Origin of the sequence: Clavibacter sp. A6099, from assembly GCF_021919125.1 — a bacterium.
Lineage (GTDB): Bacteria > Actinomycetota > Actinomycetes > Actinomycetales > Microbacteriaceae > Clavibacter > Clavibacter seminis.
Genome location: NZ_CP083439.1, coordinates 2,520,994 through 2,539,003, shown reverse-complemented (window position 1 = coordinate 2,539,003; position 18,010 = coordinate 2,520,994). Strand labels below are relative to the sequence as shown.

At 74.4% G+C, this 18,010-nt stretch carries 20 protein-coding genes; 13 read left to right on the top strand and 7 right to left on the bottom strand.

Translation table 11 applies throughout. From position 1 onward, the window contains the following. Positions 1–44 precede the first annotated feature (44 nt). The 7 genes from KYT88_RS11960 to KYT88_RS11930 all read left to right on the top strand — a co-directional run bounded on the left by KYT88_RS11960 (position 45) and on the right by KYT88_RS11930 (position 4,508). Positions 45–1,340, top strand: coding sequence for a molybdopterin molybdotransferase MoeA (locus tag KYT88_RS11960; RefSeq protein ID WP_043588444.1), 1,296 nt, complete (start codon positions 45–47; stop codon positions 1,338–1,340). Continuing rightward, complete coding sequence (gene moaC / locus KYT88_RS11955; protein WP_043588442.1) at positions 1,333–1,830, top strand: cyclic pyranopterin monophosphate synthase MoaC; 498 nt, start codon at positions 1,333–1,335, stop codon at positions 1,828–1,830. Before KYT88_RS11960 ends, moaC begins: the two co-directional genes overlap by 8 nt. After that, on the top strand, positions 1,827–2,366 hold the full coding sequence (locus KYT88_RS11950) for a MogA/MoaB family molybdenum cofactor biosynthesis protein (RefSeq protein ID WP_043588440.1): 540 nt from the start codon (positions 1,827–1,829) through the stop codon (positions 2,364–2,366). The genes moaC and KYT88_RS11950 overlap by 4 nt, the downstream gene beginning before the upstream one ends. Then, complete coding sequence (locus tag KYT88_RS11945; RefSeq protein ID WP_043588438.1) at positions 2,363–2,794, top strand: molybdenum cofactor biosynthesis protein MoaE; 432 nt, start codon at positions 2,363–2,365, stop codon at positions 2,792–2,794. The genes KYT88_RS11950 and KYT88_RS11945 overlap by 4 nt, the downstream gene beginning before the upstream one ends. A gap of 150 nt (positions 2,795–2,944) precedes the next feature. Continuing rightward, positions 2,945–3,160 (top strand): hypothetical protein, encoded by a 216-nt coding sequence (locus KYT88_RS11940; RefSeq protein ID WP_043588436.1) that lies wholly within the window; start codon positions 2,945–2,947, stop codon positions 3,158–3,160. Between the two features lie 116 nt (positions 3,161–3,276). Further along, complete coding sequence (locus KYT88_RS11935) at positions 3,277–4,011, top strand: glycosyltransferase family 2 protein (protein WP_012039000.1); 735 nt, start codon at positions 3,277–3,279, stop codon at positions 4,009–4,011. After that, positions 4,008–4,508: a DUF2304 domain-containing protein gene (locus tag KYT88_RS11930; RefSeq protein ID WP_043588434.1), complete on the top strand. Its 501-nt coding sequence runs from the start codon at positions 4,008–4,010 to the stop codon at positions 4,506–4,508. Before KYT88_RS11935 ends, KYT88_RS11930 begins: the two co-directional genes overlap by 4 nt. Here KYT88_RS11930 and KYT88_RS11925 read toward each other — a convergent pair. From KYT88_RS11925 to KYT88_RS11910, 4 genes are all read right to left on the bottom strand, one after another. After that, positions 4,406–4,894 carry a GtrA family protein gene (locus KYT88_RS11925; RefSeq protein ID WP_043588432.1) on the bottom strand — a complete coding sequence of 163 codons (489 nt, stop codon included), beginning with the start codon at positions 4,892–4,894 and terminating at the stop codon, positions 4,406–4,408. The two genes, KYT88_RS11930 and KYT88_RS11925, sit on opposite strands and share 103 nt — an antisense overlap. Continuing rightward, complete coding sequence (locus KYT88_RS11920) at positions 4,891–6,612, bottom strand: DUF2142 domain-containing protein (protein WP_043588430.1); 1,722 nt, start codon at positions 6,610–6,612, stop codon at positions 4,891–4,893. Before KYT88_RS11920 ends, KYT88_RS11925 begins: the two co-directional genes overlap by 4 nt. 146 nt (positions 6,613–6,758) lie before the next feature. Beyond that, complete coding sequence (locus KYT88_RS11915; RefSeq protein ID WP_043588427.1) at positions 6,759–6,929, bottom strand: hypothetical protein; 171 nt, start codon at positions 6,927–6,929, stop codon at positions 6,759–6,761. Between the two features lie 122 nt (positions 6,930–7,051). Further along, on the bottom strand, positions 7,052–8,344 hold the full coding sequence (locus KYT88_RS11910) for an MFS transporter (RefSeq protein ID WP_043588426.1): 1,293 nt from the start codon (positions 8,342–8,344) through the stop codon (positions 7,052–7,054). 150 nt (positions 8,345–8,494) lie between these two features. Between KYT88_RS11910 and KYT88_RS11905 the strand changes: the two genes are divergently transcribed. Further along, on the top strand, positions 8,495–10,312 hold the full coding sequence (locus KYT88_RS11905; RefSeq protein WP_043588423.1) for an ABC-F family ATP-binding cassette domain-containing protein: 1,818 nt from the start codon (positions 8,495–8,497) through the stop codon (positions 10,310–10,312). Positions 10,313–10,324: 12 nt separating this feature from the next. Here the strand turns inward: KYT88_RS11905 and KYT88_RS11900 are convergent, their stop codons facing one another. Both KYT88_RS11900 and KYT88_RS11895 read right to left on the bottom strand, forming a co-directional pair. Then, positions 10,325–11,161 carry a hypothetical protein gene (locus KYT88_RS11900; protein ID WP_237583662.1) on the bottom strand — a complete coding sequence of 279 codons (837 nt, stop codon included), beginning with the start codon at positions 11,159–11,161 and terminating at the stop codon, positions 10,325–10,327. A 61-nt stretch (positions 11,162–11,222) separates the two neighbouring features. Beyond that, on the bottom strand, positions 11,223–12,203 hold the full coding sequence (locus KYT88_RS11895; RefSeq protein WP_237583661.1) for a hypothetical protein: 981 nt from the start codon (positions 12,201–12,203) through the stop codon (positions 11,223–11,225). A 341-nt stretch (positions 12,204–12,544) separates the two neighbouring features. On the opposite strand from KYT88_RS11895, the gene KYT88_RS11890 reads away from it, so the two are divergent. The 3 genes from KYT88_RS11890 to KYT88_RS11880 are packed head-to-tail and all read left to right on the top strand — an operon-like array spanning position 12,545 to position 15,172. Beyond that, a complete protein-coding gene (locus KYT88_RS11890; protein WP_043588698.1) occupies positions 12,545–13,477 on the top strand; it encodes a MetQ/NlpA family ABC transporter substrate-binding protein in 933 nt (310 codons plus the stop codon). After that, the gene (locus KYT88_RS11885) at positions 13,474–14,511 is read left to right on the top strand and encodes a methionine ABC transporter ATP-binding protein (protein ID WP_043588696.1); all 1,038 of its coding nucleotides are present in this window, start codon (positions 13,474–13,476) and stop codon (positions 14,509–14,511) included. The genes KYT88_RS11890 and KYT88_RS11885 overlap by 4 nt, the downstream gene beginning before the upstream one ends. Position 14,512: 1 nt before the next feature. Continuing rightward, entirely contained in the window at positions 14,513–15,172 is a 660-nt protein-coding gene (locus KYT88_RS11880; protein WP_043588693.1) for a methionine ABC transporter permease, read from the top strand. A 45-nt stretch (positions 15,173–15,217) separates the two neighbouring features. On the opposite strand, the gene KYT88_RS11875 is transcribed toward KYT88_RS11880, so the two are convergent. Continuing rightward, positions 15,218–16,117: a LysR family transcriptional regulator ArgP gene (locus tag KYT88_RS11875; protein ID WP_043588691.1), complete on the bottom strand. Its 900-nt coding sequence runs from the start codon at positions 16,115–16,117 to the stop codon at positions 15,218–15,220. A gap of 69 nt (positions 16,118–16,186) precedes the next feature. Between KYT88_RS11875 and KYT88_RS11870 the strand changes: the two genes are divergently transcribed. Beyond that, the gene (locus tag KYT88_RS11870; RefSeq protein ID WP_043588732.1) at positions 16,187–16,996 is read left to right on the top strand and encodes a LysE/ArgO family amino acid transporter; all 810 of its coding nucleotides are present in this window, start codon (positions 16,187–16,189) and stop codon (positions 16,994–16,996) included. A 2-nt stretch (positions 16,997–16,998) separates the two neighbouring features. Next, a complete protein-coding gene (locus KYT88_RS11865; protein WP_043588688.1) occupies positions 16,999–18,006 on the top strand; it encodes an LLM class flavin-dependent oxidoreductase in 1,008 nt (335 codons plus the stop codon). Positions 18,007–18,010 lie beyond the last annotated feature (4 nt).

Below are 18,010 nucleotides of genomic sequence, written 5' to 3'. Positions count from 1 at the left end.
ATGGCGACCGGAGAGGACGCACCCGCGTCGGGGATGATGGTCCCATGACCCCCGACCGCCCCGCGGACCGACGACGACGCACGGTCGACGAGCACCGCGCGGCCGTGACCGCGCTGCTCGCCCCGCTCGCGGGCCTGCCCGCCGAGGAGCTGCGCGTCGCCGCGGACGCCGTGAGCGCGGATCCGCACCGGTACGCCGACCGTGTGCTCGCCCGCGACGTCACGAGCCCCCTCGACCTGCCGCCGTTCCGCAACTCGCAGATGGACGGCTACGCGGTGCGCGCGGCGGACCTCGCGGGCGCGAGCGACGCGGTCCCGACCGTCCTGCGCATCGCCGCGCGGATCCCCGCGGGCGTCGCCCCCGAGCCCCTCGCGCCCGGCACAGCCGCACCCTGCATGACCGGCGCGCCCGTCCCGCCCGGCGCCGACGCCATCGTGCCCATCGAGGCCGCGATCCCCGACCGCTTCGTCGACGAGGAGGCGACCGACGCGACCGTCTCCTTCGCCGCCCCCGTGGATCCCGGCGCCTTCGTCCGCGCCCAGGGCAGCGACCTCGCCGCGGGTGCCGTGCTGGTCACGGCCGGCACGCGCCTCCTCTCGTCGCACTGGGGCGTGCTCGCCTCGGCCGGCATCGCGACCGTCGCCGTGCGCCGCCGACCCGTCGTCCTCCTCCTGTCCACCGGCCTCGAGCTGCGCGGGCCCGGCGAGGAGCTCGCGCCCGGGCAGATCCACGACGCCAACTCGGTCGCGCTCGCCGCCGCGCTCTCCGGCGCGGGGGCGGAGGTCCGCGCGCTGCGGGTCGCGTCCGACGACGCCGACCGGGTGCGCGACGCCATCCGCGCCGCCGCCGCCGGGATCGACCTCCTGGTCACGACGGGCGGCGTCAGCGCCGGCGCCTACGAGGTCGTGCGCGACGTGCTCGAGGGCGGCGGCGTCGAGTTCGTCTCCGTCGCGGTGCAGCCGGGCGGGCCGCAGGGGCTCGGGTCGGCGGAGGTCGCCGGCGCGCGGATCCCCGTGGTCGCCTTCCCCGGCAACCCCGTGAGCGCGTTGGTCTCCTTCGAGCTGTTCCTCCGGCCGGTGCTGCGCGCCATCGCCGGTCACCCGCGCCCCGACCGCCCGTCCCGCGAGGCGCCGCTCGCCGCGCCGCTCGACTCGCCCGCCGCCAAGCACCAGGTGCGGCGCGGCCGGATCGACGCCGACGGCCGGGTCGTCGCGGTCGGCGGACCCGGATCCCACCTCCTGCACGCGTACGCGACCGCCACCCACCTCGTCCACGTCCCCGCAGGTGTCGACCGGCTGGAGGCCGGCGACCCCGTCACCGTCTGGAGCATCGATGACTGAAGCCGCGACGGGCGCCGCCGCGACGTCCCTCACCCACCTGCGGCAGGACGGATCCGCGCACATGGTCGACGTCACCGACAAGGCCGTCACGAAGCGCCGGGCCGTCGCGCAGGCCGTGCTCGTGACCCGGCCCGAGGTGGTGGCGGCCGTGATCTCGGGCGACCTGCCCAAGGGCGAGGCGGTCGGCACGGCGCGCATCGCGGGGATCATGGCGGCGAAGCAGACCTCCAGCCTCATCCCGCTGTGCCACCCGCTGCCCCTCGGCCGCATCGAGATCGACATCACGGGCGACGACGACCGGCTCACGGTGGTCGCCTCGGTCAGCACCACGGGCGTCACGGGCGTCGAGATGGAGGCGCTCACCGCCGCCTCGGTCGCGGCGCTCACGCTCTACGACATGGTCAAGGCCGTCGATGCCCGCGCCGTCATCACCGACGTGCTCGTGCGCGAGAAGCAGGGCGGCAAGTCCGGCGACTGGGAGCGATCGTGAGCGCCGCGGATCCGCGCGGCCGCGCCGTCGTGATCGTCGCCTCCACGCGCGCCGCCGCGGGGGAGTACGAGGACCGCACCGGCCCCGTCATCGTCGCCTGGCTCGCCGAGCGCGGGTTCGAGGTGGCCGCGCCGGTCGTCCGCGCCGACGGCCCCGGGGTCGCCGCGGCGCTCGCCGAGGCCGTCGCGGGCGACGCGCGCGTGATCCTCACCACGGGCGGCACGGGCATCACCCCCACCGACCGCACGCCCGAGGCGACCCTGCCGCTGCTCGACCTCGAGATCCCCGGGATCATGGAGGAGGCCCGCCGCATCGGCACGGCCCACACGCCCACGGCCGTCCTCACGCGCGGGCACGCCGGCCTCGCGGGCGGCGCGTTCGTCATGAACCTGCCGGGCTCGCCGGGCGGCGTGCGCGACGGCCTCGGCCTCCTCGACCGGATCCTCGACCACGTGCTCGAGCAGGCCCGCGGCGCCGTGCACCCCGCGACGGACGCGGCCGCCGACACCGGTCCCGACGCCGAGGCCCGTTCGTGACCGCCGACCGCGTGCTCTTCGCGCGCATCGCCGGCGGCGCGATCCGCGTCGAGGACTCCGCCGACGCCGTGCGCGCCGACGACGCCGGCGCCGTCGTGACCTTCGAGGGCCTCGTGCGCGACCACGACGACGGCCGCGGCGTCCTCTGGCTCGACTACTCCGCGCATCCGGCCGCCCGCCAGGCGATCCGGCAGGTCGCGCTCGACGTCTCCGCGCGCTACCCCGAGGTGCGGATCGCCGTCGAGCACCGCATCGGCCGCCTCGGCATCGGCGACGTGGCGCTCACCTGCGCCGTCTCCTCCGCGCACCGCGCCGACGCGTTCGCCGCGTGCGGCCTGCTGGTCGACGAGGTCAAGCAGCGCGTCCCGATCTGGAAGCAGCAGGCCTTCGACGACGGCACGAGCGAGTGGGTCGCGTCCCTCGGCTAGGCCAGGCACCCGCCGCATCGAGCGCCGGAGGACCCGGGGAGGTGGACAGGGGCGGCAGGGGCGGAGCGCGCGTCCTAGGTTCAGGCGAGGGCGCGCGGCGCATCCTTACCCTCGCGCTCGACAGCCACGGCGGGACCGACCCGCTCGGCGGTGCCCATCACCGGAAGCGGGGCGTTCGTGAAGAAGAGAATTGCGGGGATCGTCGCCCTCGGACTGGGCGCCGTCCTCCTCATCCAGTGCCTCACGTTCGAACGATCCGTGATGGTCCGTGTCATCGGGTCGGTCGCCTTCGGGATCGTCATCGTCATTGGCGGCCTCGCGATCTCGGCCGTCGTGCGCCACGGACGTCATGAGCGCGGTGAGTGAGGGCGGCTCGGGTGCCGTCGGCATCGTCGACGACGGCACGAGCGAGTGGGTCGCGTCCCTCGGCTGACCCGGCGATCCCGCGCGGGCGCCCGGCGCCGGCTTGCTACCCTCTCAGCATGCCCGCCAGCCTGAGCACGACCCTCATCGTCATGCCCGCGTACAACGAGGAGGAGGCGGTGGGCCAGGTGGTGCGGGAGGTCCTCGACACGCTCCCCGGCATCGCGTGCCTGGTGGTCAGCGACGGATCCAAGGACCGCACGGTCGAGGTCGCACAGGCCGCGGGCGCGCGGGTACTCGAGCTCCCGTTCAACCTCGGCGTCGGCGGCGCCATGCGCGCCGGTTTCCGCTACGCGCAGCGCCACGGCTTCGACAACGTCATCCAGATCGACTCCGACGGCCAGCACAACCCCGAGAGCGTGCCGCAGCTGCTCGCCGCCCTCGAGCGCAAGGACGTCGTCATCGGCGCCCGGTTCGCCGGCGAGGGCGACTACGAGGTCTCCGGTCCGCGCAAGTGGGCGATGAGGTTCTTGAGCTTCACGCTCAGCCGCATCGCGCGCACGCCACTCACCGACACGACCTCCGGGTACCGCGGATCCGGCCCCCGGGCCGTCGCGCTCTTCGCCGAGAACTACCCGGCCGAGTACCTCGGCGACACGGTCGAGTCGCTCGTGATCGCGGCGCGCCACGGCCTCACCATCGAGCAGGTGCCCGTGTCCATGCGGCCCCGCGCCGGCGGCGTCGCCTCGCACAACCCGGCGAAGGCCGCCATCTACCTGGCGCGCGCCGGCATGGCGCTCGTGATCGCCCTCATCCGTCCCATCAGCCGACCCGTCAAGGCGGTCACCGCGTGAACCCCACCAGCTACGTCTTCACCCTCGTCGCGGCGCTGCTCGCCGTGGGCGTCGTGATCGAGCGCCTCCGTCGTCGCCGCCTCCGGGAGCGCCACGCCGTGTGGTGGCTGGTCGCGGGGCTCGTCGCGCTCGTGATCAGCGTCTTCCCGCCGCTGCTCTCGGGGGCCGCCCGGTTCCTCGGCGTGCAGGAGCCGCTCAACCTCGCGTTCTTCGCGAGCATCGTGGTGATCTTCCTGGTGTGCGTGCAGTTCAGCGCTGAGCTCACCGACCTGGAGGACAAGGTGCGCCGCCTCGCGGAGGAGAGCGCGATGACGGACCTGCGCCTGCGCGACCTCGAGCAGGAGGCGCGCGCCGGCCGTACCGACGCGACGGCCGCGACGCCCGCCGACCGGGATCAGCCGGCGGCGGGCTCCGAGGGGCGCGGGTCGTCCGCGTCTCCGGCGTCGCCGGCCGCGCCCGCGTCCCCCGAGCGGTCCGCGAACACCCAGAACCTGTAGGCCGCGTAGTTCCAGAGCGTCGTGAGCGCCGTCGACACGAACTTGCCGACGATGTATCCGAGGCCGATGCGGTCGAACAGCTCGATGATCAGCACGGTGGCGAGCGAGTTGACGGCCACGAGCACGCCGTACTTCCAGAGGCTGTGCCAGTCCGACCGCTGGTCCCGGAACGTCAGGAAGCGCTGCATCACGTAGCTGACGACGAGGCCCGCCCAGAACGAGGTCGCGCTCGCGGCGGCCAGCGGCCAGCCGAGGAGGTCGCGGCCGACGATGAGCAGGCCGAGGTCGACGACGAAGGCCACGCCGCCCACCGCGAGGTAGACGAACGGCCCGTAGAGGCGGCCGGAGCGGAAGCGCGCGAGGCGGCCGGGGATGCCGGTGCTCATGCGCCGCGCGATCCGTCGGACGACGCGTCAGCCGACGCGTGCGGGATCGGCGTCGACGCGGGATCCCCGTCGGCATGCGCCTCGGCCGATGCGGCCACGGTGCCGCGGCCGGTCCCTGCCGCCGTGGGCATCCCGACGCCCGGGAGCCCGCGGGGCCCGGCGTCCAGCGTCGCCCCCGCCGGGGCGTCGCGGCGCGCGGCCAGCACCGCGAGGAGCAGCGCGGCGCCGGCGACGACCGACGCGACCGCGATCGCGAGGATCCACGGCTCGACGCCCGCGACGGGCGGCGACCAGCGGGGCCGCAGCAGGAGGTCGGACCACGAGGCGCTGAGGCCCACGGAGTTGCGGCGCAGGAAGGTCATGAGGCCCACGAACCCGGCCGCGGCGTGCACGACCGCGACGAGCACCAGGATCCGGCGGCGCACGAGGGCGGGAACCCGGTCGAACGCGGGCGCGGCGACGACGGCCGCGACGATGATCAGCAACAGGTACGCCGGCAGGTTGTAGCGGCCCTGCCACACGAATCCGGACTTCGTCACCGACGATGCCTGCACGAGCGCGGGCAGGAGCACGAAGCCGACGAGGGCGACGACGACCGCGCGTCGCCCGCCCTTCGCGGACGGGATCATGACGGCCGCGGCGACGATGACGCCCCAGCCCACGAAGTAGGGGAAGACCGCGTACGACGGGATGGCGGTGTCGAGCCAGCCGAAGTTCCCGACCATGTCGCGCGCGTAGTCGAAGGTGCGCTCGAGCATGATCACGAGGCCCTCGGCGAAGCTCGTGCCCGCGCGCTCGTAGACGCCGACGGCCGCGAGCGAGCCGGTGCGCAGGATCCACACGATCGCGAGCACGGTCGACACCGCCACGACGCCCACCGCGGTGAGCACCTGCGGGCGGCGGAGGTACGTCCAGAAGCGGGACCAGCCGACGAGGGACGCGCCGGCGACCACGACGACGCCCAGCCACATGGGCGAGAGGCCGCGCGCGTGCACGAGCAGCCCGCCGGTGACCGCGAGGAACGCCGCGGTGCGCCAGCTCACGGGCCCGCCGCGCACGAGGCCCGTGACGTACGCGGCCGCGAACGCCGCGGTCGCCGCGATCTCGAAGGCGTTCGGGTTCACGGATCCGAACAGCGAGTGCGTCATGGGCGTGAGCGCCGCGAAGGTGGCGAGCACCGGGAGGACCGGGCGGGGGAGGCGGGCGAGGTAGGCGATGGCGCCCGCCGCGAGCAGCGTGCAGAGGAGCGCACTCACGAGGCGCATGCCGAAGACGGCCGTGGTGCTGCCGCCCCAGATGAGGGTCGGCCAGCCGACGAGCAGGTAGTAGACGGGGTCGTAGAGGCCGGCGCTCGTCTCGGTGGAGACGATGCGGTCGGCCGCGTCGCCGGCGGGGAAGCCGGGCGCGCAGTCGGCGGTCCTGTCGCCGTCGTGCCGGGCGCACGCCGAGGGATCCGAGTACGCGACGCCAGCGGGCACCTGGACGACGCGCACCTGCGGGTCGTCCGTCACGTCGCCGAGGAACTGGCCGCGCACGACGGAGGCCGCCTTGTTCATGTGGGCGGGCTCGTCGGGACTCGCCCCGAGCGGCGTCGTGACCGCCCACAGCGCGCTCAGCACGCCGATCCCGATGAGGGCCGCGAGGAACACCAGGAGCGACGCCCTGCCCGGCCGGCCGTCGGTGCGCGGGGCGCGGGCGTGCGGGGGCGTTCGCATCATGGTCTCTCCGGGACGTGCAGCGCGTGCGGACAGGAGCGGCCGGCGGGCCCCCTGCGGACGGCGACCTGCACGTGGCGGTCCCGCGGTCCGAGACGAGGATAGCCCGTCGTCCCCGCGGCCCCCGCGGTCGCGGGCCCCTCCGGCGGCTACGCCCTGGGGGTCTTCGCGGCGTTGTAGCGGCGGCGGAGGCTGCCGAGCACGATCGTGCCGAGGATCAGGATGATGCCGATGATCCCGAGCCAGATGAGGCCCTTGATGGCGAAGCCGACGACCGTGAGGATCAGCCAGAGGACGAGCAGGACGACGATGAACGCCATGGGGGCGACCTTCCGTTCGGGGCCGGCGCCGGGCGGGATGCCGGTCCGGTAGGACGCGCGCCGGGACAGCTCGGCCGCACGGCGACGACGATGCTACCCGGATGCCCGCGGGGCGGCGATCCTCAGCGGGCGGCGGCGTCCAGCGCGTCGGCGATCCGCTCGGCGCGGCGCGTGCGGCGCCCCGTGAGCTGCAGCACGAGCGCGACCAGGGCGCTCGCCGCGACGAAGGCGCCGTAGACGGTGAGCACGATCGGCAGCCCGTCCGCCTCGACGAACACGCCCGCGACGATGCTCGGCACGCCGAACGCGAGGTAGCTCGCGACGTAGACGGAGGAGAGGAGGCTCGCGCGCTGGTCGACCGGCGCCTCCGCGAGCACGAGCCGCAGGCCCGCCTGGAAGCCCGCGCCGAAGCCGACGCCGCCGATCACCGCGGCGATCGCGAACAGGGGGAGCGACGCGGTCCAGATCGCGGCGACGAGGCCGATCGGGCCGAGCACGAGCGCGACCACGCCGACGATGAGGCTGCGGCGGGCGTCGCGGGTGCGGATCACGATGCCGGTGATCGCGCCCGTGCCGGTGAACAGCGCGATCGCGGTCCCCGTGAGCGCGGCGCTGTGCAGGCCGAACGTCGTGCCGAGCACGGATCCGATGAAGGCCAGGAACATGCCGCCGAGCGCCCAGCTCGCGATCATCCCGCCGACGACCGCGGTGAAGACGGAGCGGGCGGCGCGCGGCACGGCGACCGACGGCACGAGCGAGCGGAGCGCGCCCGCGCGACGCGGCTGGCGCTCGGGCACGAACGCGACGGCGATCCCCGCGGCGACCATGAGCGCGGCGAGCACGAGGAACACCGTCTCCTCGGGCGCGGGGCCGTAGGCGACGAGGAAGCCGCTGCCGAGCGCGCCGACCGTGAGCGCCACGGGCGGCACGACGCCGTTGAGGAAGGCGGCGAGGCCGGATCGGCGCGACGGCTGGTGGTCGATCATCCCGGCGCCGAGGGCGCCGGTCGCGAGGCCGATCGCGAGGCCCTGGAGGATGCGCGCGACCACGAGCGCGAGCCCGTCGTGCGCGAAGGCGAAGACGAGCATGGCGGCGACGGACACGACGAGGGCGCCGAGGATCACCGGGCGGCGGCCGATGTGGTCGGAGAGCCGGCCGGCCGTCAGGAGCGTCGCGAGGAGGCCGGCGACGTAGACGGCGAACACGAGCGTGAGCACCACGGGCGGCAGCGTCCACTCCTCCTGGTACACGGGGTAGAGCGGCGAGGGCGCGGCGCCGGATGCGACGAGGACGAGCAGCGTGAGCGCGTAGACGAGGAGGCCGGCGGCGGACTCGCGGCGGGCGGGGGACGCGGCGGATGCGGCGGTCGAGCCGGTGACGGGGATCGATGCGGTCTCGGTGCGGCTGGTCGTCATGTGCGCTCCTCGCGGTGGGCGGATCCCGGCGCACGGGCGGCGGGGCGGGCTGCTCCCCGTCGAGCGCGCGGCCCTGCGCGGGCCACGATCAGTGGCAACGGCGGGCGGCTCGCGGGAATTCCCCGGCCGGGGGTCACCTAGGCTCGTGCGGTGGCCCATCTGCTGGGAGCCGAAGCGCTCCACCTCGAGTTCCCGACGCGCGTGATCTTCGACGACGTGACCATCGGGGTGAACGAGGGCGACCGCATCGGCATCGTCGGACGCAACGGCGACGGCAAGTCGACCCTCCTCTCCCTCCTCGCCGGCCGGCTCGAGCCCGACCGCGGCCGCGTCACGCGCCGTCGCGGGATCACGATCGGCGTGCTCGACCAGAGCGACACGCTGCCCGACGGCCAGACCGTCGGCGAGGCCATCGTCGGCGGCATCGACGAGCACGAGTGGGCGGGCAACCCGCTCGTCCGCGACGTGATCGACGGCCTCGCCTCGGACGTGCCGTGGGACGCCGACGTCGCGAACCTCTCGGGCGGTCAGCGCCGCCGGGTCGCGCTCGCGAAGCTCCTCATCGGCGACCACGACATCCTCTTCCTCGACGAGCCCACCAACCACCTCGACGTCGAGGGCATCGCCTGGCTCGCCGGCCACCTCCGCCGCCGCTGGGCGCCCAACTCCGGCGGCCTCATCGTCGTGACCCACGATCGCTGGTTCCTCGACGAGGTCGCGAACGCCACGTGGGAGGTCCACGACCGGCTCATCGAGCCGTTCGAGGGCGGGTACGCGGCGTACATCCTGCAGCGCGTCGAGCGCGACCGGAGCGCCGCGGTCTCCGAGGCGAAGCGCCAGAACCTCATGAAGAAGGAGCTGGCGTGGCTGCGCCGCGGGGCGCCCGCGCGCACGGCCAAGCCGAAGTTCCGGATCGAGGCGGCCAACGCCCTCATCGCCGACGAGCCGCCCGCGCGCGACACCGTCTCGCTCGCGTCCATGGCGATGCAGCGGCTCGGCAAGGACGTCGTCGACCTCCTCGACGTGTCCGTCAGCTACGGCGAGAAGCAGATCCTCAAGGACGTCGAGTGGCGCATCGCGCCCGGCGAGCGCACCGGCATCCTCGGCGTCAACGGCGCGGGCAAGTCCACTCTCCTGTCGCTCGTCGCCGGATCCCTGCAGCCCACCACCGGCAGGGTGAAGCGCGGCAAGACCATCAAGGTCGCCGTGCTCACGCAGCAGCTCGACGAGCTGAAGGACGTGCTCGAGGACCGCGTGTCCACCGTCATCGGCCGCCAGCGCACCACCTACGTCGCGGGCGGGAAGGAGATGACGCCCGGCCAGCTGCTCGAGCGTCTCGGCTTCACGAGCGCGCAGCTGTCCACCCCGGTGAAGGACCTCTCGGGCGGCCAGAAGCGCCGCCTCCAGCTGCTCCTCATCGTGCTCGACGAGCCGAACGTGCTGATCCTCGACGAGCCCACCAACGACCTCGACACCGACATGCTCGCCGCGATGGAGGACCTGCTCGACTCGTTCCCCGGCACGCTCCTCGTCGTCAGCCACGACCGGTACCTCATCGAGCGCGTCACCGACCAGCAGTACGCGGTGATGAACGGGAACCTCCGCCACCTCCCCGGCGGCGTGGAGCAGTACCTGAAGCTCCGGTCGCAGCCCGGCAACGCCGAGAAGGCGACCATCGCCCGGCCCGACGAGGTGGGCGGTCAGGCCACGGCGACGCTCGGCGGATCCGGCGGCTCGTCCCTCCAGGGCGCGGAGCTGCGGAACGCGCAGAAGGAGCTCGCGAGCATCACGCGGAAGCTCGAGAAGGCGGACACGCGCCGCCGCCAGGCGCTCGACGCCATGGCCGAGCACGACCCGAACGACTACGACGGCCTCGGGAAGCTCAACGAGGGCGTGCGCGCGATCGAGGCCGAGGTCGAGGCGTTCGAGAGCCGGTGGATGGAGCTCAGCGAGCTGCTCGAGGGCTGATCCGCCGAGCGGTCAGTACGCGACGGGGACGTCTGGCGAGCTCAGGGTGAGCTTCCCGTCGGGGGACCAGACGACGGTCAGCCCGCCCCCGGCCATGCGCACGGTCTCGTCCATGTTGAGCACCGGCACGTTCGCGATCCACGTCATCTCCAGGCCCGAGACGGCGAGCTGCGTGGGCGGGGCGCACGACGCGACGCCGGAGCCGGGGCTGCTCTCGTCGTCCGGGACGGATCCCGTCCACGGGTACACGAGCAGGCACGCGTCGCCGGAGATCGTGCGCGCGACGTAGAGGCCCACGCTCGTCTGCACCCCGCGGATGGAGGTGAGGTCGATGTCGCCGCCGGGCGAGCGCGGCGGCCGGTCGGCCTCCTGCTGCGGAGCGGCGAGGATCCCGTCGACCGCGAGGGCGGCCGAGGTGCGGCTGATGTCGGTGCCGAGCAGCGACCGCACGCTCGCGGGATCCGGCGGCGCAGCGGCGGAGTCGGTGGCAGCGGCGGAGGGGGTCGCCGTCGCGTCGGCGGACGGCGCCGCGGATCCGCCGAGCCCGGTGGCGATGCCCGCGCCCGCGAGCAGCCCGACGACGAGGGCGCCGCCGGCCCACGCGAGCGTCCGGCGGGAGCGCGCGGGCGGATCCGCCGCGTCGGCCCCGTCGCCCTCCGCGTCCGGTCCGTCCGCCTCCGCCGGACGGGCGGCGGGGGAGGCCGCGCGCTCGCGGCGCGTCAGCTCGGCGGCCGCGCGGATCCACCGCTCGTCGGCCTCGTCGGCCCCCTGCGCGTACACGAGCTCGCGGAGCGCGTCGAGCGGGAGCGTGGTGAGGTCGTCGTCCGACCCCGATGCGCGTGCGTCCATGGTGGTGTCCCCTTCCCGCGACGACCCTCCCACACGTCCGACGCGGTCCCGGAGGCGCCGCTCAGTACGCGAGGATGCGGTCAGGCGTCGTCAGCGTGATGAGGTCGTCGCCCGACCAGGTCGCCGTCACGTCGCCCGTGATCATGCCCGTCGAGCCGTCGCGATTGCGCGACGGGAACTCGGTGGTCCACGCGATGCGGAGGCCGTCGGCGGCGATGCGGTCGGGCGACGCGCACGTGACGACGCCCGCGCCGCCGCTCGGGAACACCAGCAGGCACAGGTCGCCCGACACGGAGAGCCCGGCGTAGAGGCCGACGCTCGTCTGCACGGCGCGGATCGTGGTGGCGTCGACGTCGGCGCGGACGGCCTTGGGCGGGCGGTCGCCGTCCTCCTGCGGGCCGTCGAAGATCGCGCCGACCGGGCGGCTGCGCTGGTCGGAGGTGGAGTCGGGGCCGAGGAGCGCGGGGCCGTCGGGGCTCGCGGCGGCGGCCGGGGTGGATCCCGCGGCGGCCGGCGGCGCGTCCGCGCCGGGGCTCGGGGTGCCGTCGGCGGAGTCCGTCACGGCGGATCCGGCGCCGAGCGATGCGCCGACCGCTCCGCCCGCGGCGAGGCCCACGGCCAGCGCGGCGGCGGCGATCCCGACGAGGACGCGTCGGGATCCGCGGGGAGGGGAGGGGGAGGCGTCGGCGTCGTCGTCCGAGGACCCGTCGTCCGAGGACCCGTCGTCCGCCGTCGCGTCGGCGGACGCGGGGACCGCCGCATCCGCCGCATCCGCCGCATCCGCCGCATCCGCCGCATCCGCCGCATCCGCCGCATCCGCCGCATCCGCCGCATCCGCCCGCCCGTCTGCACCCGGTCCCGCACTCGCTCCCGCCTCGAGGACCGCGTCGCCCGCGGCGGGCCGGGACGCGCGCTCGCGGCGGGTGAGCTCGGCGGCCGCGCGGATCCACCGCTCGTCGGCCTCGTCGGCCCCCTGCGCGTAGACGCGGCGTCGCAGCTCCTCGACGGGGAGCGCGGAGACGGCGTCGTCGTCCTCGTGCATGGGCACCTCCGTGGCCGACCCTGCCACATCCCGCGGGCGATGCGGGGTGTCCCCGTGTTACGGCCGGGTTCGACACGCCCCCGTCCGTCCGCCTACCGTCGAGGTGCTGCAGGGACGCGGCCACCGGCCGTCGTCGGCGTCCCGCACCGCAGGCGGGAGCGTCGTCCCGTGCACGCCTCCCCGGCGATCCGACCGGGTGCCGAGGCGCGTCCGCTCGACCGCGTCGGCGCGCGCACCCGCGCGCCATCCGGCCGCCCCGCATCCCCGCACGACCGCATACGCACGACCGCACCCGCACCACCACCGGACAGCACCGGCCCCGCACCACCGAGAGGACCACCATGACCACCCAGGCACCCCTGATCGACGCCCCGAAGCGGAGGAACCGCCTCGGCCTCATCATCGGCGCGGTCGTCGTCGTCCTCGCGATCGTCGCGGCCGTCCTCTTCGCCGTCGGCGCGTTCTCGGGCGGCGGGAAGGCCGTGAGGATCGGCGTCGTGGGCGCGAGCGACCCGCAGTGGCCCCTGTTCGTCGAGGCGGCCAAGGAGGAGGGCATCGACGTGCAGATCGTCGACTTCACCGAGTACCCGCAGGTGAACCCCGCGCTGTCGGAGGGCGAGATCGACCTCGACCAGTTCCAGCACCTCGTCTACCTCGCTCAGTACAACGAGGGCGCGGGCGAGGACCTCACGCCCATCGGCGCCACGGCGATCTACCCGCTCGGGCTGTACTCGTCGAAGCACGCGTCGGTCGCCGACATCCCGCAGGGCGGCACCGTGATCCTGCCCAACGACGAGTCGAACCTCGCGCGCGGCCTCCTCCTGCTCCAGCGCGAGGGACTCCTCACGCTCAAGGGCGGCGGATCCAGCGTCTCCACGCTCGACGACATCGACCAGTCCGCCTCGAAGGTCACCGTCACCACGGTGGACGCCGCGCTCACGGCCACCTCGCTGCCGGACGCGGACGCCGTCATCATCAACAACGACTTCGTCACCGACGCGGGCCTCACCGCCGACGCCGCGATCGCGCAGGACGACCCCAGCGACCCGAAGGCGCTCGCCTACGTCAACGTCTTCGCGGCCCGCGCCGCCGACGCCGACAACGAGACGTACCTGAAGCTCGCGCAGATCTTCCGGGACACCCCGGCCGTCGTGGACGCGGTCGTCGAGAACTCCGGCGGCACGGCGATCCCGCTGCAGACGCCGGCCGACGAGCTGCAGAGCCTCCTCACCACCACCGAGAAGGCCGTCGCCGAGAAGAAGGCGGCTCGATGACGGACGCCCCGCACGTCTCCCTCCGCGGCGTCGGCAAGCAGTACCCGCCCCGCGCGAAGGGGGAGGCGGGGCTCCACGCCCTCGCCGACGTCGACCTCGACATCCGCCGCGGTGAGGTGTTCGGCATCATCGGCTACTCCGGCGCGGGCAAGAGCACGCTCGTGCGGCTCGTGAACGCGCTCGAGCGGCCGACCGCAGGCACCGTCGCGGTCGACGGGCGCGAGATCCAGGCCCTCCCCGAGCGCGAGCTGCGGAAGCTGCGCCTCGGCATCGGCATGGTGTTCCAGCAGTTCAACCTCTTCACGTCGAAGACGGTGTGGGGCAACGTCGCGTACCCGCTCACGGTCGCGGGCATGCCGAAGGACCAGCAGCAGCGGCGGATCAGCGACCTGCTGCACTTCGTCGGCCTCGCCGACAAGGCGCACGCGCGGCCCGACGAGCTGTCCGGCGGCCAGAAGCAGCGCGTCGGCATCGCCCGGGCGCTCGCCACGAGCCCCGCGATCCTCCTGGCCGACGAGGCCACGAGCGCGCTGGATCCCGAGACCACGAGCGAGGTCCTCTCGCTCCTGCGCCGGGTCAACGAGGAGCTCGGCGTCACCATCGTCGTCATCACGCACGAGATGGAGGTCATCAAGTCCATCGCCGACCGCGTGGCCGTCATGGACTCGGGCCGCGTCATCGAGCAGGGCGACGTGTTCGACGTGTTCTCGCGTCCCACGAGCGACGCCGCGCGCCGCTTCGTGTCGACCGTGGTCGCGGGCGTGCCCGAGCCGCACGAGGTCCAGCGCCTCCGCCGCCGGCACCCGGGACGCCTCGTCACGCTGTCCTTCGCGGACGGCGGCGCGACGCAGGCCGAGGTGTTCCGGGCGCTCGCGGAGGCGGGCATCGCCTTCGAGGTCGTGCACGGCGGCATCACCGACATCCAGGGCCGCACGTTCGGCAACCTGACCCTCGCGCTCGGGGGCGACCCCGCGCGCATCGACGAGGTGCTCGCGGCCGACCGCGCCGGCGTCACCGTGACGGAGGTGGTCTGAGATGGACACGCTGAACCCGCTCCTGCCGCTCCTCGGCCAGTCGACGGTCGAGACGCTCGTGATGGTGCTCCTCACGCTCCTGTTCGGCGGGCTCGGCGGCCTCTTGATGGGCCTCGGCCTCTACCTCACGCGCGCCAGCAGCCTGCTGCCGAACCGGGCCGTATACGCGGTGCTGAACCTGGTCGTCAACACCTTCCGCCCCATCCCGTTCGTGATCTTCCTGGTCGCGGCGCAACCCCTCGCCCGCCTGGTCACGGGCACCGGCATCCAGCAGCCGGCGGTCATCTTCACGCTGTCGCTCGGGGCGTCGTTCGCGATCAGCCGCATCGTCGAGCAGAACCTGCTCACGGTGCAGCCGGGCGTGATCGAGGCGGCCAGGTCCGTGGGCGCGAGCCCGGTGCGGATCATCTTCACGCTGCTGATCCCCGAGGCGCTCGGCCCGCTGATCCTCGGGTACACCTTCGCATTCGTCGGCATCGTGGACATGACGGCAGTCGCGGGCGCGATCGGCGGCGGCGGCCTCGGGAACTTCGCGATCGTCTACGGGTACCGGCAGTTCGAGCCGGTCGTCACGTGGGCGGCGGTGCTCATCATCATCGTGCTCGTGCAGGTGGTGCAGCTCGCCGGCAACCGGATGGCGCGGGCGGCGCTCCGGCGCTGACCGTCCCGCGCGCCACCCGCCGCGGCCGCCCGGCTCGCCTCGCTATCACAGCGAGGCGGCCGCGGCGCGCACGTGCCGGGTGAGGTCGGCGAGCACGGGGGAGTCGACGCTCCAGCGCTGCCAGTGCAGCGCCACGTCCACGTGGGATCCGGCGTCCAGCGGCACGAGCGCGCCCGACGCGACGAGCTCCTCGCTCTGCAGGTCGGGCAGCATGCCCCAGCCCATGCCGAGCGTGACCGCCGTGACGAACTCCGCCGAGGACGGCACGTAGTGCCGCGGCTGTCCCGCGGACGCGCGACGGCCGCGGAGCCAGCGGTCCTGCATGGCGTCCTTGCGGTCGAACATCACGAGCGGCGCCACGGCCAGCGCGCTCGGAGTGGGCCCGTCGGGCAGGTGCGCGGCGACGTAGGCGGGCGTCGCGAGCGCGCGGTACCGCATCCGCCCGAGGCGCTCCGAGGTGCAGCCCTGCACCGGGTCCTTCACGCTCGTGACGGCGGCCATCGCGGATCCGTCGCGCAGCAGGTCGAGGGAGTGGTGCTCGTCCTCGCGCAGCACCTCGACCGCCTGGCCCGTCTCGGCCGCGAGCGCGGCGAACGCGGGCAGCAGCCACGACGCGAGCGAGTCGCCGTTCACGACCACGGGCACGGCCGCCGTCCCCGCCCGCGGTGCGTCGCCGTCCCCGTCGCCCACGCCGAGCAGCCCGTCGAGGTCGCGCTCGAGCAGGAGCACCTGGCGCGCGTGCCGCAGCACGGCGTCGCCCGCCTCCGTGGTGGTGGCGGGCCGGGTGCGGCGCAGGAGCACGCGGCCGGCGCTGCGCTCGAGCGCGGTGATCCGCTGGCTCACCGCGGAGGGCGTGAGCCGCAGCGCGCGCGCGGCCGCGTCGAGCGTGCCCGTGTCGATGACGGCGGCCAGGGTGCGCAGGTGCTCGGTGCGGATGTCCATCATCAGCGATGCTAATGGTGCAGCAGGAACATGAGCTGGCCTGATGCGCGCCCGATGCCTAGCGTGGAGGTCATGCACCCGCTCGCGCACGCGCTCTCCGGCTTCGGCCTCGGCTTCTCGCTCATCGCCGCGATCGGCGCGCAGAACGCCTTCATCCTGCGGCAGGGCACGCGGCGCGAGCACGTGCTCGTCGTCGTCCTCATCTGCGCGGTCTCCGACGTGATCCTCATCGGCCTCGGCGTCGCGGGGATCGGCGCGATCATCGAGGCGGCGCCCCTCGCGATCGTCGTCATCCGCATCCTCGGCGCGTGCTTCCTCGCCGGCTACGCGGCGCTCTCGCTGCTGCGGGCCGTCGCGCCGCAGGGCCTGGCCGTCGCCGGGTCCGCGCCCCGCGCGCTCGGCACCGTGGTCGCCGCATGCCTCGCGCTCACCTGGCTGAACCCGCACGTGTACCTCGACACCGTGCTCCTCGTCGGATCCGTCGCGGCGGGCCACGGCGACGGCCGCTGGGCGTTCGGGGTCGGCGCGATGGTCGCCAGCTGCGTCTGGTTCACGCTGCTCGCGACGGCTGCCCGCGTCTTCGCGCCCGTGCTCGCGCGGCCGGCCGCCTGGCGCGTGCTCGACACCGTGATCGCCGGGGTGATGCTCGTGCTCGCCGTGCAGATCCTGCTTCCGCTGACGCCGACCGGGCTGGGGGAGGCGGCGCGGATCGCTGTCGCCACCGCGATCTGCGCGGCGCTCGCCGGCGTCGTGGCCGTGTGGTCGGTCGTGCGCCGTCGTCGCGCGGACGCCGCGCGCCGCGACGAGACGACGGCCGACGCGCCCGCCGCCCCCGCCCCGGACGGGCTCGGAACACCGGAGGCGTCCGCGCTGTTGGGATGAGCATGACCGTCCCGCTCTCCATCCTCGACCTCGCCCCCATCGCCCCCGGGGAGACCGCCCGCGACAGCTTCCAGGCCTCCGTCGCCCTCGCCCAGCAGGCCGAGCGGAGCGGCTACCGTCGCGTCTGGTACGCCGAGCACCACAACATGGCGTCGATCGCGTCCAGCGCGACGAGCGTGCTCATCGCCCACGTCGCCAGCCAGACGTCGACGATCCGGCTCGGATCCGGCGGCGTCATGCTGCCGAACCACTCGCCGCTCACCATCGCGGAGCAGTTCGGCACGCTCGAGACGCTGCACCCGGGACGCATCGACCTCGGCCTCGGCCGCGCCCCCGGCAGCGACCAGGCCACGTTCCGCGCGCTCCGCCGCGACCCCGGATCCTCCGACCGCTTCCCGGAGGACGTCGTCGAGCTGCAGGCCTTCCTCGCCGGCGAGAGCCAGGTCCCCGGGGTGTCCGCGACGCCCGGCGCCGGCACGCGCGTCCCCCTGTACATCCTCGGATCCTCGACCTTCGGCGCCCAGCTGGCCGCGGCACTCGGCCTGCCGTTCGCCTTCGCCTCGCACTTCGCGCCCGACATGCTGCTCGACGCCATCGCGATCTACCGCCGCGACTTCCGCCCGTCGGAGCAGCTCGACGCGCCCTACGCGATCGCCGGCATCAACGCCATCGCGGCCGACGACCGCGCCGACGCCGAGCGCCAGTTCGCCGGCGTCCGCCGCGCGCGCCTGATGATGCTGCTCCGCCAGAGCGGCCAGATCCCCGCCACGCAGACCTTCACCGACGACGAGCTCGACCGGCTCCTCGAGGCGCCCGTCGGCGCGCACGTCGCCAGCATGATGACCTACACGGCGGTCGGCACCGGCGCCGAGGTCTCCGACTACGCCAACCGGTTCGCGGAGCAGGCGGGCGTCGACGAGGTAATCGTCGGACACGCGTCGCAGCAGACGCCCGAGCGCCTCCGCTCGGTCGAGCTGATGGCGGACGCGCACGCGCTCGTCGCCGCGTAGCGCG

What these genes read in the sequence shown, in the direction of transcription:
- KYT88_RS11920 (WP_043588430.1), bottom strand. Translation starts at nt 6,612, where the DNA reads ATGATGCGAACGCCCCCGCACGCCCGCGCCCCGCGCACCGACGGCCGG.
- KYT88_RS11925 (WP_043588432.1), bottom strand. Translation starts at nt 4,894, where the DNA reads ATGAGCACCGGCATCCCCGGCCGCCTCGCGCGCTTCCGCTCCGGCCGC.
- KYT88_RS11895 (WP_237583661.1), bottom strand. Translation starts at nt 12,203, where the DNA reads ATGCACGAGGACGACGACGCCGTCTCCGCGCTCCCCGTCGAGGAGCTG.
- KYT88_RS11915 (WP_043588427.1), bottom strand. Translation starts at nt 6,929, where the DNA reads ATGGCGTTCATCGTCGTCCTGCTCGTCCTCTGGCTGATCCTCACGGTC.
- KYT88_RS11875 (WP_043588691.1), bottom strand. Translation starts at nt 16,117, where the DNA reads ATGATGGACATCCGCACCGAGCACCTGCGCACCCTGGCCGCCGTCATC.
- KYT88_RS11865 (WP_043588688.1), top strand. Translation starts at nt 16,999, where the DNA reads ATGACCGTCCCGCTCTCCATCCTCGACCTCGCCCCCATCGCCCCCGGG.
- KYT88_RS11890 (WP_043588698.1), top strand. Translation starts at nt 12,545, where the DNA reads ATGACCACCCAGGCACCCCTGATCGACGCCCCGAAGCGGAGGAACCGC.
- KYT88_RS11880 (WP_043588693.1), top strand. Translation starts at nt 14,513, where the DNA reads ATGGACACGCTGAACCCGCTCCTGCCGCTCCTCGGCCAGTCGACGGTC.
- KYT88_RS11870 (WP_043588732.1), top strand. Translation starts at nt 16,187, where the DNA reads ATGCACCCGCTCGCGCACGCGCTCTCCGGCTTCGGCCTCGGCTTCTCG.
- KYT88_RS11900 (WP_237583662.1), bottom strand. Translation starts at nt 11,161, where the DNA reads ATGGACGCACGCGCATCGGGGTCGGACGACGACCTCACCACGCTCCCG.
- KYT88_RS11885 (WP_043588696.1), top strand. Translation starts at nt 13,474, where the DNA reads ATGACGGACGCCCCGCACGTCTCCCTCCGCGGCGTCGGCAAGCAGTAC.
- KYT88_RS11910 (WP_043588426.1), bottom strand. Translation starts at nt 8,344, where the DNA reads ATGACGACCAGCCGCACCGAGACCGCATCGATCCCCGTCACCGGCTCG.
- moaC (WP_043588442.1), top strand. Translation starts at nt 1,333, where the DNA reads ATGACTGAAGCCGCGACGGGCGCCGCCGCGACGTCCCTCACCCACCTG.
- KYT88_RS11935 (WP_012039000.1), top strand. Translation starts at nt 3,277, where the DNA reads ATGCCCGCCAGCCTGAGCACGACCCTCATCGTCATGCCCGCGTACAAC.
- KYT88_RS11960 (WP_043588444.1), top strand. Translation starts at nt 45, where the DNA reads ATGACCCCCGACCGCCCCGCGGACCGACGACGACGCACGGTCGACGAG.